Origin of the sequence: Alishewanella tabrizica, from assembly GCF_014652375.1 — a bacterium.
Classification (GTDB): Bacteria; Pseudomonadota; Gammaproteobacteria; order Enterobacterales; family Alteromonadaceae; genus Alishewanella; species Alishewanella tabrizica.
Map to the genome: position 1 here is coordinate 108,778 of NZ_BMYR01000009.1, position 23,762 is coordinate 132,539.

The window sequence follows — 23,762 nt, forward strand, 5'->3', positions numbered from 1 at the left end:
ATAAACCCTAGAGTTAGCTCTAGAGTCAAGTTAGTCAGCAGGATTAATTATGTCATAAGCAAAAAGTAGCGGAAAAGCGGCCATAAGCCGCTACAGCGCAGAAGAATATCTATCAGTCTTTATTCGGTGGTTTTAAAGATACAATGTTTGGCAAAATCTTTCACTTCATTGGCGGTCCAGTCACCTTTCGGTTTGGCTTCCATCGCTTTACACCATTTCTCAGAGCCCACTTCTGGAGCGCAACCGGTCATTAATGCTAACGAGACAATGGCTAAAACAGCTATTTTTTTCATCGTATTTCCTTATTGTGTTTAGGCATGTTGCCTTTTTTATACGCATTACGGCCTGGTTACCGCAGTGCTGTACAGGTTGATATCGCTAAAATTATCCGGCTTGCCAATACCGCTTAAAGTCTTCTTTATAACGGCGCGATAGGCTTATTTTCGCAGCAGATTGCAAATGTACCTCGCCATCGCCACTACTTTGATATTGTACACTGACAACTTTATTCACATTCACCGCCACACTCCGGTGGATGCGACAAAACCCTATTGGTGCCAGTTGCAGTATAGTCGCACTCAGTGTCGCGCGCAGCGGATAAATACGGCCCTGACTATGTAAATTCACATAGTTCCCATTGGCTTCTAACCACTCTATATCTGTTGTGGCTAGCAAGAACTCTTTATCCAGCTTTTTCACTAAGTAAAAATTTGGGGCTGCTTGCCGATCCTCTGTTAGGTTAGCCGGGATAGTGTTTTCAGCCTGATCGAGAGTATGAGCTTCACCGGTTAACCGTGAATGAATAAATCGCGCAATATAAAAACAGCACATGAAAAACACATAGGCCCAAGCATCTTTACGGTATTCGTAAACAAAGTCGGCGGTAAGGGGCTCAAAGCCATAGTGACCACCTGCCAAGTGATAAATGGGTTGGCGTAATACAATCATCGTAATGATATGCAGCAAGGCATACATCAGGGACGCCGCCAGATGGCTAAGCAGTTGCCGGCCAAATTGTGCTAACCGTAGCGGATAGCGGGTAAACCACCAAAACAGTAGCGGGCACCATAATAGGGTGCTTAGCGCGCTGCTGTATTCCCATAAAAATGGCTCCCATCGGGCGGTATCCGTCACGGCCGCGCGTTGTAAATCTGTCCAGACTGAGCTGGCATTTACCGTTGCGTTAATCAATAAAAAGAGCGATAAAACTGCATAGGCACAGGCAACAGGGTGTTGCCGTAATTGTGAATCTAGTGTCATTTTGACGTTTTTCGTCACGGTTGTCCCACCTGTTATCCCTTATTTCCACCGTTTAGCTATCAACAAATATCGCTATGGTAATGCGCTATGCATACTTATATTTGAACAACAGCATGACTGACAATGGCTTAAATTATAACAGGATGCAAGATGGCTGACGCAGGGCAACTAGCAAGGCGCTATGAATTAGATTGGTTAAGAGTACTGGCGTTTGCGCTATTAATTTTTTACCACACGGGCATGTTGTATGTGGAGCGCTGGGGCTTTCACTATAAAAGCCAGTATCTCAGCAGCACCTTGGAATATTTGATGTTGGCCTCCTCGCCCTGGCGGATGTTATTAATTTGGCTTATCTCGGGTTATGCGCTCGGTACGGTTTTGCGGCGACTACGCCGCTGGCAGCATTATGGCAGACTAGCGTTAACGCGCAGTGTCGGGTTGTTACTACCATTAATGGTGGGTCTATGGATTATAGTGCCACCACAGCTGTATGCGGAAATGGTGCAAAAAGATGGCCTAACCTTAAGTTATTGGCAGTTCTATCAGGCATTTTTTGATCTGTCTCATCCGCTTTTTGCGGCTTACCAGCGTGGGGTATGGCCGCATGTTGATGTAAATCATCTCTGGTATTTACGCTCGCTGTGGAAATTTACTTTCGTGTTATTGCTGCTCGCACCCTTACTGTACTGGCCGCCCTTGCAACGCCAGATTGGTCGTGTGTTTGCATTGCCGTTAGGCTGGCAGTTGCTGTTGTATAGCGCGTTACTGTTTGTTAGCCGCTATGGATTGGAAGACGATGCCCGGCGTGATGTGCAAGGTTTTGGCTATTTTTTAGTGGGGGCGTTATTGGTAGGACAAACGGCGTTTTGGCAAAAGTTAGCCGTGGCGCGAACCTGGCTTGGTTGGGGGTGTTTCGGCAATTATCTGCTGTTATGCGGTTTATATTATTGTTATACCCAACCGGCGCTGCTGCCCTCAGCGTTGCAACCCCAGCTGCAAATCGGCTTACTGGGCAGTTTTGTACTGCAAGCTGCGCTGGTAGTGTGGTGGTTACTGGCATTGGCCGAGCGTTATCTTAATAAGCCGCATCGTTATCTCAACGTTGCCAATAGGACGGTATTTCCTATTTATTTGGTGCATCAAAGCGCCATCGTTATCGCGGCACTGTACTTAACGCCCTTTCAGTTGGGTGGTGCACTGGAGGCGGCATTAGTGTTACTTTTTACGCTTGTCGCCTCAGTAGTATTTGTCGGGGTGTTTTGGCATCTGCCTTGGTGCGCTGCGTTAGTAGGCTTAAAAACCACGCATGTTTTTAGCCCGTGGCAGCAGCGCTTAGGGTATGCACTGGGATTAATTATTGTTACACCCTTAGCGCTCACCCTATTGCTATAAAATGGCTAATACCGATAGACGCCATTACTAACGGGCTAGCGTGCTACAAACTCCAATACCGTGGCATTAATACAATAGCGGGTGCTGCCATTAGGGCCATCGTTAAAGACATGGCCTAAATGGATCCCCGATACCGCCGCTAGCACCTCGGTACGCACCATACCGTGGCTATAATCAGGGCGGGTGGTCACTGCGCCAGCTACCGGTTTACTAAAAGAGAGCCAGCCGGTACCGGAGTTAAAACGATCACGAGTATCGAACAGCGCAGCACCACTGAGGGCATCAATAAAAACACCATCGGGCGTATTACGAAATTGTTCGTATTGTTGGCAAAATGGTCGATCGGTGGCGCTTTGAAACGCCACTTTAAAGGCCTCGCTTTGCTCACCCAAACTAAAATAGCCAAGCACTTTGTAAAAATCAGCAGGTGCCATATAGCCTTGCACGCCTAGCGTTTCTTTACCGTTTTCTAGGAACAAGATTGTTGGCGTGGCCCAGGTGGGCGAGGTAATTTGCAGGCCAGTTAATTGATTCGCTTTACGTAAATGTAATGGAATTGCGCCCTGATAATCTTTTACAACGTCTGCTTTAAATTTTTCGCAATAAGGGCAATCTGGTGCATCTAGCATCACAATATGTTTACCTTGCAGTAAGGCACTGTTATCAACGGCCGCGGTTTGCACTGCCTCGCCGGAAAAACGCACACCGGTGGCATGATCAGGGCAATAACCATTGGGGTTTTTCGCCAGGTAATCCTGATGAAATTCTTCCGCCGGATAAAACTGTTTTAAAGGCTGAATTTGCGTTTGAATTTGCCCATAACCGGCTGCGCTTAGTAAAGGCTGGTAACGCGCCGTAACGTCGTTAGCGGCTGTCGCTTGCGCAGGGCTGTTAAACAAAATAATTGAGCGATACTGCGTACCAATATCGTTACCTTGACGGTTTTGTAGGGTCGGATCGTGCATTTCATAAAAGTGTTGCAGTAAGGTGTCTACGGACACGCGCTGCGGTTCAAAGGTGATCTGCACCACTTCAGCATGGTTATTCGGGTTAAATTTATTACGTGGGTGGGTTATCTCGCGGTAACTAGGTTTTACGCCATCACCCCCGGCATAACCCGAGGCCACATCAGTCACACCGTCTATCGCTTCAAAGCGTTTTTCCACGCCCCAAAAGCAGCCTGCACCTACTACTAATGTGTCGAGCTGCATAGTAGCTTGTGTAACACTGGTGTTGTCAGCGGCTTTATTCGCGATAACATGATTGGCTTTAGCGGTATTAGCCTGGCTTGCAACAGCAAACAGTAACAAGCTACTTAACATGAGGTGTATTAACAACCTAGCTTTTTTTACTAAAAACCCCTGACGAATAAATTTACTTAACTGCATTATCTTTCTCCAACCCGCGTTCATTGGCTTTTACGTAAACGTACGCGGGTATAGACCACTAAGCTGTAAAGCATAGCGCATATTTGTGCTGTGGTTATGGGCACCACAGATTTTGCGCCCAGTATTATTACTTTGTTAGCGGCATATGGCCGAGACAATAGCGTCGCTTAATGTGAGTGTAGTGCCTTGCCCACCTAAATCTCGGGTGATCACCAGAGGATTGGCTTGTGCCAAAACGGCCTCAATCGCATTAACCATATGATCAGCTGCCGCTTTATAGCCAAAATGTTCAAGCATCATCGCCCCTGACCATATTTGCCCAATAGGATTCGCTACACCTTTACCGGCAATATCGGGCGCACTGCCATGTACCGGTTCAAATAAGCTGGGAAATGTACCTTCTGGATTAATGTTGGCTGAGGGCGCTATGCCAATAGTACCGGTACAGGCCGGACCGAGATCCGATAAAATATCGCCAAATAAGTTACTGCCTACAACTACATCAAACCAGTCGGGATGCAGCACAAAATTAGCGGTTAAAATATCGATATGGTATTTATCGGTGCTGACGTCAGGATAGTTTTTCGCCATAGCGTCTACCCGCTCGTCCCAGTACGGCATAGTAATAGCGATACCATTAGATTTGGTGGCAGAGGTAAGTTTACGGCGGGGGCGTTTTTGTGCCAGCTCAAAGGCATACTTCAACACTCGATCGATGCCAAAGCGTGACATCACCGTTTCCTGGATCACAATTTCGCGTTCAGTACCCTCGTACATTTTACCGCCAACACTGGAGTATTCGCCTTCGGTGTTTTCGCGAACCACATAAAAATCGACGTCTCCGGGTTTGCGATTGGCCAACGGGCTTTTTACGCCAGCCATTAAACGGCAGGGGCGCAGATTGATGTATTGATCAAAGCGGCGACGGAATTGCAACAGCGAGCCCCACAAGGAGATGTGATCGGGTACTTTTTCTGGCCAACCCACTGCACCAAAGAAAATGGCATCAAAGTCTTTTAATTGCTCAAACCAATCCTCTGGCAACATTTTGCCATGGGCTAAGTAGTAATCGCAGTTACCAAAATCAAAGTGCGTAAACGCAAGATCAAGCTTAAAACGGTTGGCTGCGGCTTCCAGCGCGCGTAATCCTTCCGGCATTACTTCTTGGCCAATGCCATCGCCTGCGATTACCGCGATACGGTGTGTCATAACCCATACTCCATGATGAATGAGAAGTCTTATTCTTAGATACGGTGACTTACAGTGTAGACGCTGTGAAAAAGAAAATAATCAGGCTACTATTCAAGCTATTGTTTCTTAAAAGTGGAGAATGGGGTGGCGGCACAAGATGATCTGCGCTTCTTTTTGTTGTTAGCGCGTGCGGGGAGTTTAACCTTAACCGCTCGTGAGCTGGGATTATCCTTATCGGCAGTGAGTAAGCGATTACAACAATTAGAAGCACGATTGGGTGTGATGCTAGTCAATCGTACCACGCGCCGTTTAAGTTTAACGGCAGAAGGTGAGCGTTACATTCAGCAAGGACAGCATATTTTAGAAGCACTAACCAATTTAGAGCAATCATTAAGCAGCAGTGATGCTCTGAGTGGGCGGCTGAGTGTAAATGCCACCTTTGGGTTTGGCCGTCGGCATATCGCACCGTTATTCTCTGAGTTTTGTGCGCGGCATCCGCAAATAGATGGCTGGTTAGAGTTAACAAATTTTCCACTTAACTTACTTGATCATGGCTTCGATATGGCCATACGGGTAGGTGAGCCGCCAGACTCACGGCTAATTGCTCGGCCGCTACTGCAAAACAGACGAATATTGTGTGCATCGCCAGCTTATATTGCCAGGATGCCAGCATTGCAGCATCCTAGTGATTTAGTACAACAGCAATGTTTGGTTATCCGTGAAAACCATACTGACTTTCCTCTCTGGCGCTTTGTGGCGCGGCAACACCCTAAAAATATGACTACCGTCAAAGTTAACGCCCATCTTAGTAGCAACGACGGTGGAGTGATTACCCGTTTTGCACTTGATGGGCATGGTATTTTGTTACGTTCTTGGTGGGACGTAAATGAGCATTTGGCACAAGGCTCACTGGTGGCGTTATTACCTGATTGGCAAAGTGTTGCAGCCGATTTTTATGCGGTTTACGAACGTCAGCGTTTTATGTCTGGTCGTTTACAGGCCTGGTTACATTTTTTAACGACACACCTTGCTACTCGAGTGCCGCCGTTAGCGCAGTATTGAGTTGGCAACGTTATAAGGCTATGGTGAAAATCTTACACTAGGTAAAGGAATTATTATGGATCTGGCTGCGGCATTAAGACATCCAGTGTTGCTGAATACGCAAAACTTTATTAATGGCCGTTGGCAATCAGCGGCCACAGGGCAGCAGTATCCTGTACTTAATCCCAGTACTGGTAAAGCGTTTATTCATATTGCCGACAGCGATACACAAGATGCTAGCGAGGCGTTAGCGGCAGCTGAGCAGGCCTTTGTGCAATGGCAATGTGTTACACCTCGTCAACGTGCCGATTTATTGGATGCTTGGCATGCTCTCATTGTCGCGCATGCTGATGATCTGGCGCTTATTATCACTACGGAACAAGGTAAGCCGCTGGCAGAGGCCAAAGCCGAAGTCGCGTATGGCGCGTCCTACGTTAAATGGTTTGCGCAGCAAGCTATGCAAGTGCGTGGCGATATTTTACCTGCAACAGTAGCTTCTCGGCGACAAACGGTAGAAAAGCGCCCTATTGGTGTTGTGGCGGTAATCACACCTTGGAATTTTCCATTTGCTATGCTGGCCCGTAAAATTGCCCCAGCGCTTGCAGCGGGTTGTACTGTGATCGCGAAACCCGCGGAAGATACCCCCCTCACCGCATTGGCCATGATAAAGCTACTTGAAATAGCTGGCTGCCCTGCTGGGGTTGTTAATATTATTACGGCATCCCGTGTTCAAACCGCGATTGCGGTTGACGCGTGGTTAAACGCATCACAAGTGAAAAAAATAAGTTTTACGGGATCAACCGCGGTCGGTCGCTATTTGGCAGAGCGTTCTGCCGCAACATTAAAAAAATTATCGCTGGAGCTAGGCGGTAACGCGCCCTTTATTGTGTTTGAAAACTGCGATTTAGACGCGGCGGTACAGGGATTGCTACTGGCGAAACTGCGCAATGGCGGGCAAACCTGTGTGTGCCCGAATCGGATCTATGTGCAAGAAAGCGTTTATACCGAGTTTGCAACACGCTTAGTCGCTAGAGTGCAGCAAATGAAAGTGGGGTTACCGACCGAGCCGGACACTGCGATAGGCCCGATGATTAATCAAAAGGCGATAGATAAAATCAGTCGCCATGTTCAGGATGCGCTGGCACAGGGTGGTAACTTGCTTTGTGGTAGCGCCATGCCGGTTAAGGACTGGTTTTTTGCACCTGTGGTAATAGGTAACGCGAATAACCAGATGGCCCTGTTTCACGAGGAAACCTTCGGCCCGGTGTTGCCATTATTCCGTTTTAACACGGAAGCTGAGGTGCTGCAGGCTGCTAACGATACCGAATTTGGTTTGGCAGCCTATTTTTACAGTAACGATCATAAGCAAATTCATCGCGTGAGTCGCATGTTACAAGCCGGTGTGATCGGGATTAACGAAGGCGCTATTTCCAGTGAAGTTGCGCCTTTTGGTGGCATAAAAGCGTCAGGCTATGGTCGTGAAGGCTCGCACTATGGTTTAGATGATTACCTGCAATTGGTGTATTTTTGTGAAGGGCAACTAACCGAGTAAGATAAGCGAAGTCGGGCCTCAAGGAGAACTCAGGGTTGTAGACTTTACGAGATGACATGCACTGCGCTGCACCAAAGTCGCATTGCAGCATAGGGCTATTTCGCCTATTTTTAAGTTAAATGTGTTACTCAAGCTTGTTTACTACGATTATAACTAAATAAAATCAAGAGTTTATTATGTTAAATACTGCTGCAAAACCTTTTGTAAAATTGGTAGAGCGTTACCTGCCCGATCCTTATATCTTTGTACTGCTGCTTACACTGGTGGTGTTTGCTGCCGCCATGTTAGTTGAGCAGCAAACGCCTTTAGCAGTCATTACCCAATGGGGCGACGGCTTTTGGGGCTTGCTCAGTTTTTCGATGCAAATGCTACTGGTGTTAGTGGCCGGCTATATGTTGGCCAGCACGCCGCTAGTTAAGGGGTTATTAGATCGCTTAGCGAGGTTGGTAAAAACGGCAGGTCAGGCGATTGTATTGGTCACCGTGGTATCGTTATTAGCCAGTTGGCTTAACTGGGGCTTTGGTTTAGTGGTTGGTGCCTTGTTTGCGAAAGCATTGGCGCGGCAAATTCAAGTCGATTATCGCTTACTGGTGGCTAGCGCGTATTCAGGGTTTATTGTCTGGCATGGTGGCTTAGCCGGTTCAGTACCCCTCACTATCGCCACGCCGGGACATTTTTCGGAAAACTTAATCGGCGTTATCCCTAGTAGCAATACCATCTTCGCAGGGTTTAATCTTTTTCTGCTTGGCGTATTGTTTGTTGTAGTGCCGTTGGTTAACCGTTTAATGCTACCCAAACCGTCTGATAGCGTTTATGTGGATCGGGCTAAATTACAAGACGAGCCTCCGCCAGTAAGTAGCAGTGAGCGCCCCGCAGATAAACTTGAAAATAGTATGGTGTTAGCCTTATTGGTTGGTTTTGCTGGTATCGCTTATCTAGTGCAATACTTTTTAAAAGGCGGCAGCCTTAATCTGAATATCGTTAATTACTTATTTATCTTTTTAGCCATAGTGCTACATGGCACACCACGCCGACTACTTCACAGCTTGCAGCAAGCCATTCAAGGCGGCGCCGGTATTGTTATTCAGTTTCCATTTTATGCCGGTATTATGGCCGTGATGATTCAATCGGGCTTAGCGCAGAGTATGTCAGAGTGGTTTGTGAGCTTTGCCAGCGCGCAAAGTTTGCCCTTTTGGAGCTTTATTAGTGCTGGTATCGTCAATATTTTTGTGCCATCGGGTGGCGGGCAATGGGCGGTGCAAGCACCGGTGATGTTACCTGCGGCGTTAGAATTAGGTGCTGATGTCAGTCGGGTAGCTATGGCGGTGGCGTGGGGCGATGCCTGGACCAATATGATTCAACCCTTTTGGGCGCTGCCGGTGTTGGCAATTGCCGGCTTAAAAGCCAAAGACATAATGGGGTTTTGCTTAATGCAGCTGCTGATCAGCGGGGTTATTATCGGTTTGGTGTTAACGTACTTTTAGGTGAGTATCTGCCATTGTAAAAAACGTTGCTGAGTTTGCTGTAAAGCTCAAATTCGTCCGAGATTTTCCGTAGTTTGGCAGCGAGGTTCCTTAGCTTATTAAAACGGCTTTGAGTCTGCTGCGCCGCTCGCTAATACTGATTGTGACCTCAACAATTAGCGAGCAAATTTTATGAAAATTGAAAAAGAACTCAAACTATTACGCGGTGCTGTTATTGCAAGCTTAGCTTTATCAGCGGTGATCCTTACCACCGGTATGAAGGCCAATAATGATGCCCGTTTTGAAACCTTATCGGTTGAACGTATAAATATTATTGAAGCTGACGGCACGGTAAAAATGTTGCTCACCAATACAGCGCGTTTTCCTACCACCGAAGAAGTAAATGGCAAAGTCTTAAATGAAGATCGGAAAAAGCGCGCTGGTATGTTGTTCTTTAACGAAGAGGGCATTGAAGCGGGTGGCTTTATTTACGATGGTAGTAAAAACGAGCGCGGCCACAGCGCAGGCATGTCGTTAACTTTTGATAAATACGATGGTGATCAGGTGATGCAACTGCTTACGGTCGATGAAAAACGCGGCGATAAAAGAGTTATTCGTTCTGGTTTAGCTTTTAATGATCGCCCCGAGTTTGAAACCCAAGATAAAATCCGCGAGATTATGCGTGAGCTGTCACAAATTACCGATAGGTCTGAACGCGAGAAAAAAATTGCCGAGTATGAGCAACAAGGCTTAATTGGTGGCGCACCGCGAATTTTATTGGGTAAAACTGCAGAGCAGAATAATGGTTTGTTCCTGTTTGCCAAAGATGGCTCACCGCGGGCAATGTTTTATGTAGACGAACACGACGAAGTGCAGTTACAGTTTATGAATAGCAAAGGCGAAGTTACTCATACCTGGTCTGGTGCAGCAAAGTAGGAAGTGACTCTGTGTTAAGGCGCCAACGGGCGCCTTTCTTCTTAGGGATATATCAAGACGATGTTACAACGCTTACTCGCTTACCTTCAGGTCGACCGAACTTTTTTACTACTGGTCTTTTTATTTAGCTATTTCTTAGTGATCAGCAACAGAGTGAAAGCCGGGATGCTATCTTGGTATACCTTTACGCCAGAAGGGCCGCTCATGCAGTTTTGGGCGGCGTTGCTGATCTTTTGCGTGCTGCGCTTTTGGTTAAACCGCCATAGATCTACACAGCAGCAGCCGCTATCGTTAGCGGACTATGTACGCATTTTACTGTTAGCCTTGCTTTGTTATCTGTTATTTAACAATGGCATGGGTTTTTTAATCGCCGCACTCTTTGGCAATATCAGTAAGAACTTTAATAGCGCCGTACTATTACACGCCAATTTGGGTTATGTGGTTGACTTAGCGCTGTATGCTGGCATTTATCTGGCGTATATCCACAGTAAACAGGCCGTAGTCTATCGGCAGCAGTTGGCTGATTATAATGCTCAATTAGCCGAGCTTAAAATTCAACAATTAAAAGCACAGCTAAATCCGCACTTTGTGTTTAACGCGCTCAATACCTTAGATGAACTGATTAGTGTTGAGCCCGCGCGCGCCAGCGATTACCTCAATAACTTTGCCGAACTGTATCGTTTATCGTTGCACAATAGTCAGCAGCAAGTCGTGCCTGTAATGCAGGAGTTAACTTTTGCCAATCATTACTTTAATTTAATGCAGCTGCGATTAGGTGAGCACTATCAGTTGCAAATACAGGTTGATACCAACGAGGCCGCGGCATTTTTACTGCCACCTTTCACCCTGCAACTGTTGCTGGAAAATGCTCTATTGCATAATCGAGCAACTGCAGCTGAACCTATGCGAATCACTATTGAGTTGCAACAGGATAAATTAGTGGTAACGAATCCGTATCAGGCAAAACAATCTGCGACTAAGGGAAATGGTATCGGCTTAGTAAACTTGTCAAAACAGTTTTTGTTTTTAACTGGGCAAAATATTGAGATTAAGCAAAGCGCCGCACAATTTAGCGTTAGCTTGCCGCTGATCCCCAAAACGGTTGAGGATACTAGGAAGCAGTATGTTTAAGATTATCATTATTGAAGATGAGCCACTGGCGCGCAGCAAGTTAAAGCGCTTATTAATGGACTTAACAGATGACATCAGCATTATTGCAGAATTGAGCAGCGTGGCAGAGGTTAGCGCCTGGCTGGCGCAACCGAATGAGGTTGATCTGATTTTTTCGGATATTGAATTAAGCGACGGCAATGTTTTTCAAAGCTACCAACAGCAACCGCCGCCTTGCCCGGTGATTTTTATTACCGCCTATGACGACTTTATGCTGAACGCTTTTGAAAACTTTGGTATTGGCTATTTATTAAAACCTTATAGCAGCGACAAGCTGCAGCAAGCTTGGCAGAAGTTTCGACAGTTACGCTGCCAGCCTGAAACCGAGCCGCTGTTAGTTAACCAGCTACAACAATTATTACAAGCACTGCCTACCCCAAAGGCCAACTATCTCAGTCGTATTGCCGTACGCCAGCAACAGCAGATTTACTTTTTACAGGTAGCGGATATTGTTTATATTCAAGCCGATGGCAGCTTAATAATGGCGTTTGATGAACAGGGGAAAAGGCATTATTTGCCGTACAACAGCTTACCAGCAGTGGAGGCCGTACTGGATCCCGAGCGATTTTTTCGGATTAATCGCAGTGAAATCGTACAAAGCCAACATATTGTGCGTTTAGAGCGTTATTGTAAAAATACCCTCACGCTGTATTTAGCCAATAATGCGCAGCTAAAAACCAGCCAGAGTCGTACCGGCGATTTTAATCGCTGGTTAGGCATTTAATTCAGCTAGACTGTTGCTCTGAAAGCATAGGAATGGTTGTTTCGCTATTGAGCGGGCCTTTTGCAAAAACCCGCTTTAGATATAAGCGTTAAAGCGCTTTTAGCAAGCGCCTTGAGTTAGCTTAGTGCGTGGCTTTTGCCCATTTTCTGCGTAAAAGCGCTAAAGGTAATAACAGTAGCACGAAGAGGTTCATCGAACCTGAACTTGACTCTGATTCGGTTTCTTCGCCTGGCACTTCAACTTGAGGGGGCGTTGTGTTTGCAACTGGCGCTAGACCTGCAGCAGTATTAGGGCGTGCATCGACCACCGTAATACTTTCAATCATCACAAAGTTTTGATCGGTTACTAATTTTGCGACGGCGGCATCTGCAGCAGTGTAGTTACGTAAGGGGATACTATCAGCGGCACCGCCCATATTGAAACGTGGTAACTTCGCAATGGCATCGATGATTTCAAGGCCTTGCTCAGAGATTTGACCAAACACGGTAAAGCCAGCATTTTGTGCGTCTAGCCCTACACTGTTAGCCGTGCTGGCGTGATTATCTTTTACATTGAAAAACCATTGATTCGTCGCGCTATCAGGTTGACCACTAATTTTTGCCATGGCGATCGTGCCGCGACGATTTGACCATTTTGGTTCGTTTTTTACAGCAGGAAAGGCTGGAATTGCCTTAATGGGCAATTGGCCAGTGTAAGTAAAGCCGCCGCCTTGTACCACAAAGTCCGGCACCATACGGTGAATAACACTGTTATCGTAGCGTTCAGCTTCAACATATTTTAAAAAGTTGGCGACAGTTTCCGGCGTAGTTTCATCGAACAAATTAACTTCAAAGGTACCAAGCGAGGTTTTAAACTCAACAATAGTTGCGTGCAAAGAGAGCGACAAGCTGCTGCCTAATAGGGCTAACGCACATAATAACGATTTTTTAGTTTTCATTCCGAGTTCCATCTTACATCCATTCCGCTTAGGGGTAAGCGACCTTAGTTAACCCGCCTACCATACTTGTTTCTAGGCAATTTTTCCAATGAAAAGCGCTGTCGTTACGCGATGATGAGATAACCTTGACGTACTTTTTAAACATATATAATTAAGATCAGCGAATCTCTGTTAAGTTCAATAGATAAATGCCCAACACATTTGCGGACGTGAAGAGTCTGTTAGCAGCCTGCCAAAACGTTTTTTCACCTGTTTGCTAAAAAGACACCATAATTGCGCCAGCACATGTTGTAATAACCGCTGTTTTTAACCTTATTAGAGGTAACTAACGCCATGTCGCTTCATCCAGAAACGCTGCAAAACCTACAGATTCTCACCTTATCAAAAGCGGGGTTTGGGGCTTATCAACAGGTGTTGCAAAAGTTAATTAAGGCACTCGTGCAGCAGCCATTACCGGCGGTTGTCGGTATTAGTGGCGCTCAGGGCACGGGTAAAAGTACCCTTGCTCAGTTGTTAGTCACTGAGCTAACGCATCGCGGGATCTGCTGTGCTGCCGTATCCTTAGATGATTATTACTTGACTGCCTCTGAGCGGCAGCAGCTTGCTACGAAAATACATCCACTTTTGGTGCAACACGGTGTGCCCGGTACCCATGCTATTCAGCGCGCTATTTCTGACGCCAAGCAAGTATTAGTCGGGCAAGCTGTTGCTTTACCGGTATTTGATAAAGCCTTGGATGATCGCCTTGCAGATAAGCCTAAAGCGCAGTTGCAGTTGTTAATTGTAGAGGGTTGGTGTTTAGGCTTAAGTGCGCAAAGCGAGGCTGCGCTGGCATTGCCAATTAACAGTTTAGAAGCAGAAGAGGATGCCGTAGGGCTCTGGCGGCAGTATGTTAATCAGCAATTAGCGGGAGCCTATCAGCAGTATTTTTCCCTAATCAAGCCACTCATTTGGTTAAAAGCGCCAAGCTGGGACAGTATTTGTCAGTGGCGTGCCAGGCAAGAGCAGCAATTGTGGCAGCAACGCGGTAAAGGTATGACCGACACCCAGCTAGCGCGCTTTATGTTGTCGTTCCAACGTTTAACAGAAGCGAGCTGGCAACAGTTACCTGCGCGGGCAGCCTTTACCATAGAGCTTAACCATCAGCAGCAAGCCTTGTTAATTGATTAAGCGGATTGTTCGAAATAGCAAGTGCCCCGCAAGTTAAAGCGTTGCGTGGCGTATCATTCGCGCTAGAATAGCCGCTAATTGCTCTTTACCTGCTTATTGTCATGTTGCAGCTACGCCGGGTATTATCCCGCTTGACCGAAGATTATTTACTGCTAGCGTTATTGTTATTGCTGCCGCTTTTATTATGGTTTAGCCCTACAACACCAAGTGAACTGCTAGTGCTGGTTGATTGGCAGACTGTTTGCGCGCTGGCAGGGTTAATGTTACTGAGTAGGGCACTGGAAGACAGTGGTTATTTAGCCCGTTTTGCTGTCTGGTTGTTGGCGCTTTGTCATTCTGAGCGTGCGCTTGCAGCATTATTACTGCTATTTGCCGCCTCGCTGGCAGCGATTGTTACCAATGATGTCGCCTTGTTTATTTTAATCCCAATTACGCTCAGTATTGGCCGCTTAACAGGCTTGGCTGTTGGCCGATTGATTATCTTTCTGGCGTTGGCCGTTAATGCTGGCTCGGCGCTGACGCCGATTGGTAATCCGCAAAACTTAGTGCTGTGGCAGGCTTCTGGCTATAGCTTTTGGCAATTTACCGTCATGATGGCACCGCTGGCATTAAGCCTGTTATTGTTGATTTTACTCATATGCTGCTTTGCTTTTGCCAAGACAACGCTAACCATTGCGGTGCCACACCAAAATAGTGCTGATAGCCGGCCTTTATTTGGCTGGTCTTTAGCTGGCTATCCGTTATTTATTCTGGCCATGGAGTACCAATTAGCACCTTATGCTGCTGCGGTAGTGCTAACCGCTTATTTTGTACTGAAACGAAGCGTGATAAGTGGTATCGATTGGTTGTTGCTACTGGTCTTTAGCTTGATGTTTATTGATTTAGGCTTATTAGCGCAATTGCCCGTAATGCAGCAGTTAGCGGTCACTCTAATGGCGTTGCCCGCAGGCAGTTATACCGGTGCAGCGCTATTGTCACAGTTTATTTCTAATGTGCCGGCAGCCATTTTTTTGCAGCATTTTACCGACGACTGGCGCGCCTTAAGCTGGGGCGTCAGTGTTGGAGGCTTCGGGTTGGCAATAGGTTCGCTGGCCAACCTGATTGCATTGCGGCTTAGCAAACAAACCGGTTTATGGCGTGAGTTCCACTATTGGTCGCTAACGGTTTTTGCCGTCAGTTTCGGCTTTGGACTATTAATTTTGTAAAATTTTATTGGGCTTTAGTCTGCAAGAGCCTCCCTCAGTTGTTGTAGTTTTATTTTTTGGTACTTGGCACGACTTAATTGCCAAAGACCAAGCAAGGTAAAACCACCACACCAAAGCAATATAAACAATAAGCCGGGCTGTTGTTGTAACAGATAATGCGTTAAATGTTGTTCAGCGAGTATGCCTTGAACCACAAACCAACCGGTTGCAAATACGAATGTCACCAGGCTGACGATTGCACCAATGTAGCCGCCAAGCTCCTGTCCACGGTTATAGCGCCGGGCGTGCTCCAGAATCGCTGCTGTTGAGTCACCGTTACGCCACAAGGTCTTTAAGCGTAAAGGGAACCAGAGCAAAGTAGTAAGAAGCCATACCATAAAGAAAAAACCAAAGTAGATTCTTTGCATGCTACTTTGAAAGTCTTGTGCGACATAAAGTAATAACAAAGCTATTGCGGCAATCGAAATAAGTTCCACAATAACGGATAACCAGCGCAATCTCAGTCTGTTTTTGAGTTTGCTTAAGGCAACTGTTGGCGGCTCACCCTGGGAGCTTTGCCATGAGGTTTTCAGTGCGTCCAGGTCGATTTTTGCTGAGTTTGATGCTGTCTTCATGGTAATAATATCTCCGATAATTTGCTCCCGGCGCGACTAATTCGTACGCCGACATTGTTTTCGCTAATTTGTAATACCTCAGCAATCTCTGCATATGAAAACCCTTCGAAATACAGGGCAATAACTTCTCTTTGCCCGAGCGGCAGAGCTTGAATAGCAGCAAGAAGCTGTTGTTGGCGTTTTTGCTCAAGCAATTCTGTTATGGGGTTTGCATCGAATGGCACCTCAAAATCTAAAGTTACCTTGTCCTGCTGGTTAGTTTCGTAAGCAAGATGACTGATCGCTCTGTTGCGTGCTATGCGAAAAATATAAGCCTTAAGCTGATCTTGGTCTCTTAGTTTTGGTAACGCTTGCCAGATCGCTAACAGCATGTTTTGATACAGGTCTTAACATTTAGCCCGATCAAACTCCATGGTCGTTGCCAGTCGCCATAACGCTGCGTCATATTGCTCAATGATGCTTTCGATGGGTATCACTTAGCTCAGGTTCCCCAATAATCGGATGTAAATACTCCGCTACTTGAAGCAGCAAAGTGTTTCGGCGTTTGCAAGAGCTAAAAACTGTACTTATGGCAAAGTTTGTCATACTCTTTATCATGCTAGAAGGTGTCTATAGCTATGGGAGTAAATAAATGGCAACGATGAATGTGTCTTTACCTGACAACATGAAGCAATGGGTTGAATTGCAGGCAAAGGATGGTCGTTATAGTAACGCCAGTGACTATGTTAGAGATTTAATTCGGCGAGATCAGGAACAAGCGGCAAAAATTGCCCAGTTACAGCAGCGGGTTAGCGAAGGGCTTGCCAGCGGAACGGGAGAGCGGACTATGGCGCAGTTAGCCGCAGAAGCTATGGCTCGAATGGGCGCTTAATATGGCCTATCAGCTAAGTAAGCTGGCTGAAGAGGATATTATTAATATCTTCATTAGTGGCGCAACACAGTTTGGTGAGCAGCAAGCCAAGCGCTATCACAAACAATTAGCCGCAACGTTTGATTTCTTAGCCGCGAACCCTCTGGCTGCACCCATTAGAACGGAAATTAGCCCGCCAGTACATCTACACTCGGTTGGTTGGCATCTTATTATTTATCAAATCACAGCAGATAACGGTATTTATATCATCCGGGTGCGGCACCGTCTGGAAGATTGGACACTCGCCTCCGATACGGTTACAGCTTAACACTATCCCCTTCATTTAATATCAGCAGCGGTACCTGGCTATCCAGTTGTTGCTGCATATGCAGCAAGCGTAACAAGGGTGAGTGTGAGCTAAGATCACCCATTTGCCAGCTGGCATTACCATACCCCCAAGGGATCATGACCTTACAGCCTAAATCACTGGCAGCGATTAACGCATCTTCCGGTGTAGTGTGTACATAACGGTACCAGTTTTGCTCTTTATCACTATGGTAGGAGGCTATTGGGATCAAACAGATATCAATATCCCCATAGCGTTGCTGAATATCTTTAAAATGCTCTGAATAGCCGGTATCACCGGCAAAGAACAGGGTTTTTCCGTTGTGCTCCAGTAACCAGCCACCCCACATGGCACGATTATCGTCATTAAACAGCTTGCGGCTATTAAAGTGATGCGCTGGCACTAAATGTACCTTTAGCTCCCCCAACGGGCTTTGGCTATACCAAGCTTGCTCTATCACATTGTAGCCACCTTTGGGCATATAATTAGCCATCCCCAATGGCAAATAATAGGTGGGTGAAGTGCCTATCTGCCGGATACTGGCATGGCTAAAATGATCATAATGTAAATGTGAGTACAGCACCGCGTCGGTTGCTGCTAATTGTGCAGGGGAAAGCGTTGGCGTATAAGGGCGTTTAATAATACCCACCAAATGCTGCGCCCAGTTTATCGGCCAGTCAAATTGGCCGAATACCGGATCAAACAGCAATTGCTGACCGTCAGGCGTATGGATTAAAAAGCTGGCATGCCCCAGCCAGTGCACAGTAAAGTCGGTATTAAGCGCCGGTGCTTGTTTCGGACCCGCGTACTGACAATTTTGCCCAGGTGCTTCACAAATCACAGCGGGGTGTGCTGGGTAACAATCGCCGTCACAGCTGGCTGGATACTGCCGTTTACCCAGCGGCAGCCGATAGATATTGCGATACATACCTTGATATTCACCCTCAGCCACTTGTTCTATTAAGGCATCAGTGGTGATATGTTGCGCTACCTGATTAGGCGTGCTGCACGCATTTAAAAGTAGGGCACTGCTAAGCAGCAACCCTGTTGAAACGAGCGTGAATTTCATTAATCGTCCTTTGTTGATCATTATTATTATTTTTCCACTTATCGCTGTCTTAATACTCTTTATTGTTCTCTTTATAGTTCTCTTACTACCATGGTCGGTTTACACCCGATAGCCTGCCATGTTAAAACATCTACATTATACTAACAAATGACAAATGTCAGCGCCGCTACCACTACAAACCAAGGCAGATCTTGGCTGATACGTGCGGTTTTATGTTAAACAACACTAAGGGGCCTCTTTTAGATTATTACGCTAATTCGGACGCGCTTTTCAATGCACTTGCTATGCTTTTATTACTTAATCTAAGGAACCTTTTACTCGCGTGGTTTTGCCGCCTTTTTAGACGGTCATATCGCTGTAATAGTGCTATATCAAGGACGAAAACAAGAGGTTACAAACTTGCCGGTTAAGGTTTATTTCGCATTATATTGCTTAATTACAGGGCTTAGCTTTTGGCTTAGCCTTGCGTATGCTCAGCAACCCTCAATCGTGCGTGTTCCTGACTATCTTGAGCAATCTCCTCATCGGCCTTTACTGGAATATGCTTTAACTATTACTGCACCAGAATATGGCGAAGTAGAATTAGCCTTTGCTACAGCGATGGTACAAGGGCGAACCGAGCAAAGTTTGCTTGCTGGTGACGCCTTACACTTAGCGGTATTTGCGCCGTCACCGGAGCGTGAGTCGGCGCTATTACCGGTTTACTTTCCCCTAAATGGCGGTTTGCTGGGGTATCGGGTTTGCCTTATTGCTGAAGGACAACAAAGTAAATTTGATGCTATCGCAACAGCAGAGGATTGGCGCAAAGCTGAACTGATTTTCGGTCAAGGTGCGCATTGGCCAGATGTTGCCATCTTGCGCAGTAATAATTTACAGGTAGTGACTAATCCAAAGTATGAATTATTGTTCGATATGGTGCGATTAAACCGCTTTGATTGTTTTGCCAGAAGCATTGAAGAAGTGGAACATGATAAGGCCAGTGTGAATGCACAAGGATTGATTATTGAGCAACAAGTGTTATTTTATTATCCACAGGCCTCTTTCTTTTTTGTGTCACCGCGTTATCCACAGTTAGCCGAGCGATTGCAAAAAGGCTTGGAACAAGCTGCCAAAAATGGGGTGATACAACAGCACTTTGAAACGCATTTTGGCGCTATTGTGCAGCAAATACGTTGCCAAAACCGTCGATTAATTCGACTAGAAAATCCATTATTAAGCCCTAAAGTTGCTTCAGCTTTACAGCAGTTTGCTTATGCCCCCTGAGATATTGCTGCGCTATGACGCCTCTTTATGTCAGCCACAAGCTAAGCCGCTGCAAGGTTAAGCATAAACTTTTGCTTTTTACGCCTGTTCACGGTAAATTTACTGGCTATTTATACAGCGTGCTGAGCCAGTGCTATGATGTTATATATTGCAGAAAAACCCAGTGTTGGACGCGCTGTTGCAGACGTCTTACCCAAGCCGCATCAAAAAGGTGACGGATTTATTCGAGCGGCAAATGGCGATGTAGTGACTTGGTGTATTGGGCATTTACTGGAGCAAGCCGAGCCTGAGGTTTATGATCCTGCCTACAAAAAATGGTCTAGAGCACATCTGCCGATTATTCCTACCGAATGGAAACACCAGGTAAAACGTGAAACCAGTAAACAATTCACGGTGGTTAAAAAACTAATAAAAGACGCTGACCAGCTAGTGAATATGGGCGATCCTGACCGCGTCGGTCAATTGCTGGTTGATGAAGTGATTAATCATGCGGGTGTGAGTAAAGCAAAGCGCGATGCGACCCTGCGATGTTTGGTTAACGACATGAATCCGGCTGCGATAAAAAAAGCTTTACACGATTTACGTCCCAATACGGACTTCATTCCCTTAGCCACATCTGCTTTGGCTCGCGCTCGTGCCGATTGGTTGTATGGGATTAATATGACGCGGTTATGCACATTACTGGGACAAGCCGCGGGCTACCTCGGTGTGCTCTCTATTGGTCGAGTACAAACCCCCGTATTAGGCTTAGTGGTGAAACGTGATCAAGATATAGAATGCTTTGTTTCAAAACCCTTTTATGACGTGTTTGTTATCTTAGAAACAACAGATAAACAGCGTTTTCAAGCAAAATGGCAGCCTAGTGCTGCTTGTGAGCCTTATCAGGATGAAGAGGGTCGCATCGTAGTAAAAAAATTAGCGCAAACAGTGTTACAAAAAGTCGTGGGGCAATCGGGACAGGTTAAAGCGGTAAAGCGTGAGCAAAAAAAACAGGCCGCCCCACTGCCGTATAGCTTGTCCTCGTTGCAAATTGATGCGTCAAAACGCTTTAACTTAAGTGCGCAAAAGACGCTGGACATTTGCCAGCAACTGTATGAACGCCATAAGTTGATTACCTATCCACGTTCAGATTGTCGCTATTTACCCACAGGCCATTATGCAGAGCGTAATGCCGTGATCAGTGCCATTCGTAAAACTGCCGTAGTATTAGATAAGGCGGTGCATGAAGCTGACTTAAGCCTTAAGAGCAAAGCGTGGAACGACAGTGAGGTGGGAGCCCACCATGCAATTATTCCCACGGCAACCAGTATGGATCCCAGCCGTTTAAGCCGAGAAGAACAACACATTTACGAATTAATTGCCAGACAGTATGTTATGCAGTTTTATCCGCCGTTTCTATACGCAGAGCATCAAATTGACACTGAAGTAGCAGGTGGTCTGTTTATCGCCAAGCAAAAATCAGTGATTGCGCAAGGTTGGAAAGCGCTACTTACGTCACAAAGGGCGGGCGATAAAAATAATGAACCAGATGTCGAGTTTGCGCCTAATCCGCTACCTGATGTCAAGCAAGGCGATGTGCTGCACTGCGTTGATGGTCAGCTGGATGAAAAGCAAACTAGCCCACCTAAACACTTCACCGATGCCACCTTGCTGGCCGCGATGACCGGTATAGCCCGCTATGTAACCGACTCAGAGATCAAGAAAATTCTGCGGGAAACCGATGGTCTTGGCACCGAAGCTACCCGTGCAGGTATTATCGAACTGCTGTTTAAACGCCAATTCCTCACCAAACAAGGCAAAGAAATTCGAGCAACGGACATTGGTAAAAAGCTGATTAACAGTTTACCCGCGCGCATGGTCGTGCCTGATATGACCGCACATTGGGAAGCCCAGCTTGAAGCCATTTGTGAAAAACGACTTAAATATAACGATTTTATGCTACCAATGCTTGAGGGATTAAAAACCTTACTTGAGGAAGTTGATACTCAAAAACACCCTTTTACTGGGCTAAATGGCCTCGGTAAAAACCCCTTTCAAAAGCGTTCGTTCAAGCCGAGAAAATTCTCGCAAAAAGCCACTTCTCCCTCAATGAAAAACCGCCGTCAAGCATGATGTCCGTAACCCAAATGGGTTAGGAAATGTGAGCGATTACCCAAGCAAAGTGACGCTGCACAAGGCATACAGCATAATTGCTTATAATGCATTTTTAATCGTGTCACTTTACTTTACGCTTAATTAGTTAGATGACAAAAAAGAGAGGGGAGTTTTTTGTCATACAATACTAGAGTTATGGCAGACATCGCCTACACTGAGTAGTGTCACGTTCATTTAGACGGCCAGTGTTGAGATGCAACAGCGAGGGTGCACAAATGATTTTGTTAGTGGGTGGTGAAAAAGGTGGCAGCGGCAAAAGCTGTTTGGCACAAAATATCGCGGTATACTTTTCTCGGGATAAAAACGCTAACGTTATGTTAGTGGATTGCGATCCGCAACGTACCACATCTGATTGGGTGCAAGAGCGCCACATGAATCCGAATTTGCCTTGGCTGAATTGTGTGCAAATGTACGGCAAAATTCGTTATGAATTAAAAAGCTTGGAAATGCACTATGATGTGGTGGTGGTAGATTGTGGTGGTCAAGACAGTGTGGCATTACGTTCTGCCATGGTAGTGGCAAGTCATGTGCTTTTTCCATTAAGACCCAAAAGACGTGATTTAAAAACGCTTGAGCACTTGGAAGATCTGGTAAGTGCCTGTAATGTGGTCAATCCGGAGATGATTGTTGGTTGTGTTTTAACGCAATGTCCGTCTTTGCCCAATCAAGCTAATCGGATCTTGGATGCCAAAGAGGTGTGTAAAAGCTTTAATTTACGGGTATTAGAACATATTACTTATAGCCGTAATATTTACGATGATAGTGAAGAGAAAGGACTGTCGGTGATGGATGTTGATCATGATGGCAAGGCTTCATCTGAGATCCGAGCAATTATTGAAGAGTTAATGTCGATGAAGGCGATACAAGAAGATGGCGCTAAGCGACCTGAAGAAAAAGTCTTTGCCGTCAAATAAACCGAGCTTTACAGCTGACGCGTTTATTGACGATGCACATAATTATGCCTTAGGGTTGCCGCAGATTGTTAGTTTGCGGCCGCTGCTAGCGGCTGAAGACGATACTGTAAAATTACCAATGCGCCATGCTACTTTTACGTTAAGTGAAGAGGCAATTACGGCATTGTCGGAGTTAAGCGCTTTGACGGGAGAGCCAAAGTCTAAACTAATTCGCAAGCTGATATTACGTGCGACGCAAGCGGTACAAATTGATTTAGCTCAGGTTCGGGCGAAGAAGCCTGAGCGTAAATAATTTAACGGGTTAAGAAAGCATAGGCGGTAATATACGCTGTTTCTTGAAAGGCTTTTAGACCCGTTGATTTAAAATCTACTGGCAGCGGGTTGCGCTTAATTTGTTCTTTTTGCGCGGTACCTGACATAATGGTTGTTGGGCAAGTATCGATAAGCTGTAAAGCGGCCTCAATTTTAAAGCCCACTGCGCCCCCTGCAAATTTGCCTTTTTGTGGCCGTTCTTTAACGATCATATGTTCAATTTTGTAATCTTCAATCAGCTTTTTCATTGCAAATTGAAATTTACGCATGCTCTCTGCATCGTAATCCTGCGTTAATACTAATCGGCTTACGCGACAATCGGGTAGTGAAAATAAGCCCTGATCTTTGCTCATTAAACACAAAATTGCTTCACTGCCTTTAATTTCGATACCGCAAACGCGCATGGTGCTGTTCCTGTTAGCTACCGCTTAAGCGGTAATAATGTTTATCAATGATAGCGCAACTTCTTTGTAAGGGTTCGCCAAATAAAATAGGGTTAAAGTCTTTGTCGATGCAATAGCGCTGCCGAAAAAGTAAGACACTGGCTTTGTCTCGTGACGCTGAGGCTAACATTTCTTGTTGCCCTAAGCCTAACGTTTCGCCTAAGGCATTTAGCTCATTAGCAATAACGGTTACGGCTTGGTCTTCACTTTGCCAATTGGCAGGCAACCAAAGCAAAACCTGTTGGTAAAAGGCGTCTCTGTAGGGTTTAAGTGGCGCTTTGCCCGAAAAGGTTAAAATAAGTAGTAAGACAACAACGAACCCAAAAAACGTTTTCATTTTCACTACCTTTAGCTACTGCTAAGCGTTA

The 23,762-nt window shown here is 45.9% G+C and carries 25 protein-coding genes; 15 read left to right on the forward strand and 10 right to left on the reverse strand.

The window, feature by feature from the left end:
• Positions 1–119 precede the first annotated feature (119 nt).
• Together IE070_RS11640 and IE070_RS11645 are read right to left on the reverse strand one after the other, a co-directional pair.
• Positions 120–293: a DUF3012 domain-containing protein gene (locus tag IE070_RS11640; protein WP_189483368.1), complete on the reverse strand. Its 174-nt coding sequence runs from the start codon at positions 291–293 to the stop codon at positions 120–122.
• A 91-nt stretch (positions 294–384) separates the two neighbouring features.
• A complete protein-coding gene (locus IE070_RS11645; protein ID WP_229797047.1) occupies positions 385–1,278 on the reverse strand; it encodes a LytTR family DNA-binding domain-containing protein in 894 nt (297 codons plus the stop codon).
• A 132-nt stretch (positions 1,279–1,410) separates the two neighbouring features.
• Between IE070_RS11645 and IE070_RS11650 the strand changes: the two genes are divergently transcribed.
• Entirely contained in the window at positions 1,411–2,652 is a 1,242-nt protein-coding gene (locus tag IE070_RS11650; RefSeq protein WP_189483369.1) for an acyltransferase family protein, read from the forward strand.
• A 35-nt stretch (positions 2,653–2,687) separates the two neighbouring features.
• Here the strand turns inward: IE070_RS11650 and msrA are convergent, their stop codons facing one another.
• On the reverse strand, positions 2,688–3,974 hold the full coding sequence (gene msrA / locus IE070_RS11655; RefSeq protein ID WP_189483455.1) for a peptide-methionine (S)-S-oxide reductase MsrA: 1,287 nt from the start codon (positions 3,972–3,974) through the stop codon (positions 2,688–2,690).
• Positions 3,975–4,175: 201 nt separating this feature from the next.
• Complete coding sequence (locus tag IE070_RS11660) at positions 4,176–5,249, reverse strand: tartrate dehydrogenase (RefSeq protein WP_189483370.1); 1,074 nt, start codon at positions 5,247–5,249, stop codon at positions 4,176–4,178.
• Positions 5,250–5,375: 126 nt separating this feature from the next.
• On the opposite strand from IE070_RS11660, the gene IE070_RS11665 reads away from it, so the two are divergent.
• From IE070_RS11665 to IE070_RS11690, 6 genes are all read left to right on the forward strand, one after another.
• The gene (locus IE070_RS11665; RefSeq protein ID WP_189483371.1) at positions 5,376–6,293 is read left to right on the forward strand and encodes a LysR family transcriptional regulator; all 918 of its coding nucleotides are present in this window, start codon (positions 5,376–5,378) and stop codon (positions 6,291–6,293) included.
• Between the two features lie 55 nt (positions 6,294–6,348).
• Positions 6,349–7,824 carry an NAD-dependent succinate-semialdehyde dehydrogenase gene (locus IE070_RS11670; RefSeq protein WP_189483372.1) on the forward strand — a complete coding sequence of 492 codons (1,476 nt, stop codon included), beginning with the start codon at positions 6,349–6,351 and terminating at the stop codon, positions 7,822–7,824.
• Positions 7,825–8,000: 176 nt separating this feature from the next.
• The gene (locus tag IE070_RS11675; protein WP_189483373.1) at positions 8,001–9,308 is read left to right on the forward strand and encodes a short-chain fatty acid transporter; all 1,308 of its coding nucleotides are present in this window, start codon (positions 8,001–8,003) and stop codon (positions 9,306–9,308) included.
• Positions 9,309–9,479: 171 nt separating this feature from the next.
• Positions 9,480–10,223, forward strand: coding sequence for a hypothetical protein (locus tag IE070_RS11680; RefSeq protein ID WP_189483374.1), 744 nt, complete (start codon positions 9,480–9,482; stop codon positions 10,221–10,223).
• Between the two features lie 60 nt (positions 10,224–10,283).
• Entirely contained in the window at positions 10,284–11,354 is a 1,071-nt protein-coding gene (locus IE070_RS11685; protein WP_189483375.1) for a sensor histidine kinase, read from the forward strand.
• Complete coding sequence (locus IE070_RS11690; protein ID WP_189483376.1) at positions 11,347–12,117, forward strand: LytR/AlgR family response regulator transcription factor; 771 nt, start codon at positions 11,347–11,349, stop codon at positions 12,115–12,117. The genes IE070_RS11685 and IE070_RS11690 overlap by 8 nt, the downstream gene beginning before the upstream one ends.
• A gap of 121 nt (positions 12,118–12,238) precedes the next feature.
• On the opposite strand, the gene IE070_RS11695 is transcribed toward IE070_RS11690, so the two are convergent.
• On the reverse strand, positions 12,239–13,054 hold the full coding sequence (locus IE070_RS11695) for a peptidylprolyl isomerase (protein WP_189483377.1): 816 nt from the start codon (positions 13,052–13,054) through the stop codon (positions 12,239–12,241).
• A gap of 333 nt (positions 13,055–13,387) precedes the next feature.
• On the opposite strand from IE070_RS11695, the gene IE070_RS11700 reads away from it, so the two are divergent.
• Together IE070_RS11700 and IE070_RS11705 are read left to right on the forward strand one after the other, a co-directional pair.
• Complete coding sequence (locus tag IE070_RS11700) at positions 13,388–14,224, forward strand: kinase (RefSeq protein WP_229797049.1); 837 nt, start codon at positions 13,388–13,390, stop codon at positions 14,222–14,224.
• A 101-nt stretch (positions 14,225–14,325) separates the two neighbouring features.
• On the forward strand, positions 14,326–15,429 hold the full coding sequence (locus IE070_RS11705) for an SLC13 family permease (RefSeq protein ID WP_189483378.1): 1,104 nt from the start codon (positions 14,326–14,328) through the stop codon (positions 15,427–15,429).
• A gap of 14 nt (positions 15,430–15,443) precedes the next feature.
• Here the strand turns inward: IE070_RS11705 and IE070_RS11710 are convergent, their stop codons facing one another.
• Together IE070_RS11710 and IE070_RS11715 are read right to left on the reverse strand one after the other, a co-directional pair.
• Positions 15,444–16,043 carry a hypothetical protein gene (locus IE070_RS11710; RefSeq protein ID WP_189483379.1) on the reverse strand — a complete coding sequence of 200 codons (600 nt, stop codon included), beginning with the start codon at positions 16,041–16,043 and terminating at the stop codon, positions 15,444–15,446.
• Positions 16,040–16,426, reverse strand: coding sequence for an RNA polymerase sigma factor (locus tag IE070_RS11715; protein WP_308428943.1), 387 nt, complete (start codon positions 16,424–16,426; stop codon positions 16,040–16,042). Before IE070_RS11715 ends, IE070_RS11710 begins: the two co-directional genes overlap by 4 nt.
• A 248-nt stretch (positions 16,427–16,674) precedes the next feature.
• On the opposite strand from IE070_RS11715, the gene IE070_RS11720 reads away from it, so the two are divergent.
• Together IE070_RS11720 and IE070_RS11725 are read left to right on the forward strand one after the other, a co-directional pair.
• Complete coding sequence (locus IE070_RS11720; RefSeq protein ID WP_189429221.1) at positions 16,675–16,914, forward strand: type II toxin-antitoxin system ParD family antitoxin; 240 nt, start codon at positions 16,675–16,677, stop codon at positions 16,912–16,914.
• Between the two features lies 1 nt (position 16,915).
• Positions 16,916–17,221, forward strand: coding sequence for a type II toxin-antitoxin system RelE/ParE family toxin (locus IE070_RS11725; RefSeq protein ID WP_189483381.1), 306 nt, complete (start codon positions 16,916–16,918; stop codon positions 17,219–17,221).
• On the opposite strand, the gene IE070_RS11730 is transcribed toward IE070_RS11725, so the two are convergent.
• On the reverse strand, positions 17,211–18,308 hold the full coding sequence (locus tag IE070_RS11730) for an MBL fold metallo-hydrolase (RefSeq protein ID WP_189483382.1): 1,098 nt from the start codon (positions 18,306–18,308) through the stop codon (positions 17,211–17,213). The genes IE070_RS11725 and IE070_RS11730 overlap by 11 nt on opposite strands.
• A gap of 399 nt (positions 18,309–18,707) precedes the next feature.
• Here IE070_RS11730 and IE070_RS11735 point away from each other — a divergent pair, with 399 nt between their 5' ends.
• The 4 genes from IE070_RS11735 to IE070_RS11750 all read left to right on the forward strand — a co-directional run bounded on the left by IE070_RS11735 (position 18,708) and on the right by IE070_RS11750 (position 22,931).
• On the forward strand, positions 18,708–19,571 hold the full coding sequence (locus IE070_RS11735; protein ID WP_189483383.1) for a transporter substrate-binding domain-containing protein: 864 nt from the start codon (positions 18,708–18,710) through the stop codon (positions 19,569–19,571).
• 135 nt (positions 19,572–19,706) lie between these two features.
• Complete coding sequence (locus IE070_RS11740; RefSeq protein ID WP_189483384.1) at positions 19,707–21,683, forward strand: DNA topoisomerase III; 1,977 nt, start codon at positions 19,707–19,709, stop codon at positions 21,681–21,683.
• Positions 21,684–21,940: 257 nt separating this feature from the next.
• Positions 21,941–22,639 (forward strand): nucleotide-binding protein, encoded by a 699-nt coding sequence (locus tag IE070_RS11745; protein WP_189483385.1) that lies wholly within the window; start codon positions 21,941–21,943, stop codon positions 22,637–22,639.
• A complete protein-coding gene (locus tag IE070_RS11750) occupies positions 22,626–22,931 on the forward strand; it encodes a replication protein RepA (protein WP_189483386.1) in 306 nt (101 codons plus the stop codon). The genes IE070_RS11745 and IE070_RS11750 overlap by 14 nt, the downstream gene beginning before the upstream one ends.
• 1 nt (position 22,932) lies before the next feature.
• Here IE070_RS11750 and IE070_RS11755 read toward each other — a convergent pair whose 3' ends face one another.
• Both IE070_RS11755 and IE070_RS11760 read right to left on the reverse strand, forming a co-directional pair.
• Positions 22,933–23,355, reverse strand: coding sequence for a DUF3010 family protein (locus IE070_RS11755; protein ID WP_189483387.1), 423 nt, complete (start codon positions 23,353–23,355; stop codon positions 22,933–22,935).
• Between the two features lie 13 nt (positions 23,356–23,368).
• Positions 23,369–23,731 carry a hypothetical protein gene (locus IE070_RS11760; RefSeq protein WP_189483388.1) on the reverse strand — a complete coding sequence of 121 codons (363 nt, stop codon included), beginning with the start codon at positions 23,729–23,731 and terminating at the stop codon, positions 23,369–23,371.
• Positions 23,732–23,762: the final 31 nt, after the last annotated feature.

Excerpts from the sequence above, each read along its gene's own strand:
- IE070_RS11640 (WP_189483368.1), bottom strand. The coding sequence starts at position 293 with ATGAAAAAAATAGCTGTTTTAGCCATTGTCTCGTTAGCATTAATGACC.
- IE070_RS11650 (WP_189483369.1), top strand. The coding sequence starts at position 1,411 with ATGGCTGACGCAGGGCAACTAGCAAGGCGCTATGAATTAGATTGGTTA.
- msrA (WP_189483455.1), bottom strand. The coding sequence starts at position 3,974 with ATGTTAAGTAGCTTGTTACTGTTTGCTGTTGCAAGCCAGGCTAATACC.
- IE070_RS11660 (WP_189483370.1), bottom strand. The coding sequence starts at position 5,249 with ATGACACACCGTATCGCGGTAATCGCAGGCGATGGCATTGGCCAAGAA.
- IE070_RS11670 (WP_189483372.1), top strand. The coding sequence starts at position 6,349 with ATGGATCTGGCTGCGGCATTAAGACATCCAGTGTTGCTGAATACGCAA.
- IE070_RS11675 (WP_189483373.1), top strand. The coding sequence starts at position 8,001 with ATGTTAAATACTGCTGCAAAACCTTTTGTAAAATTGGTAGAGCGTTAC.
- IE070_RS11680 (WP_189483374.1), top strand. The coding sequence starts at position 9,480 with ATGAAAATTGAAAAAGAACTCAAACTATTACGCGGTGCTGTTATTGCA.
- IE070_RS11685 (WP_189483375.1), top strand. The coding sequence starts at position 10,284 with ATGTTACAACGCTTACTCGCTTACCTTCAGGTCGACCGAACTTTTTTA.
- IE070_RS11690 (WP_189483376.1), top strand. The coding sequence starts at position 11,347 with ATGTTTAAGATTATCATTATTGAAGATGAGCCACTGGCGCGCAGCAAG.
- IE070_RS11695 (WP_189483377.1), bottom strand. The coding sequence starts at position 13,054 with ATGAAAACTAAAAAATCGTTATTATGTGCGTTAGCCCTATTAGGCAGC.
- IE070_RS11700 (WP_229797049.1), top strand. The coding sequence starts at position 13,388 with ATGTCGCTTCATCCAGAAACGCTGCAAAACCTACAGATTCTCACCTTA.
- IE070_RS11705 (WP_189483378.1), top strand. The coding sequence starts at position 14,326 with ATGTTGCAGCTACGCCGGGTATTATCCCGCTTGACCGAAGATTATTTA.
- IE070_RS11710 (WP_189483379.1), bottom strand. The coding sequence starts at position 16,043 with ATGAAGACAGCATCAAACTCAGCAAAAATCGACCTGGACGCACTGAAA.
- IE070_RS11720 (WP_189429221.1), top strand. The coding sequence starts at position 16,675 with ATGGCAACGATGAATGTGTCTTTACCTGACAACATGAAGCAATGGGTT.
- IE070_RS11725 (WP_189483381.1), top strand. The coding sequence starts at position 16,916 with ATGGCCTATCAGCTAAGTAAGCTGGCTGAAGAGGATATTATTAATATC.
- IE070_RS11730 (WP_189483382.1), bottom strand. The coding sequence starts at position 18,308 with ATGAAATTCACGCTCGTTTCAACAGGGTTGCTGCTTAGCAGTGCCCTA.
- IE070_RS11740 (WP_189483384.1), top strand. The coding sequence starts at position 19,707 with ATGATGTTATATATTGCAGAAAAACCCAGTGTTGGACGCGCTGTTGCA.
- IE070_RS11745 (WP_189483385.1), top strand. The coding sequence starts at position 21,941 with ATGATTTTGTTAGTGGGTGGTGAAAAAGGTGGCAGCGGCAAAAGCTGT.
- IE070_RS11755 (WP_189483387.1), bottom strand. The coding sequence starts at position 23,355 with ATGCGCGTTTGCGGTATCGAAATTAAAGGCAGTGAAGCAATTTTGTGT.
- IE070_RS11760 (WP_189483388.1), bottom strand. The coding sequence starts at position 23,731 with ATGAAAACGTTTTTTGGGTTCGTTGTTGTCTTACTACTTATTTTAACC.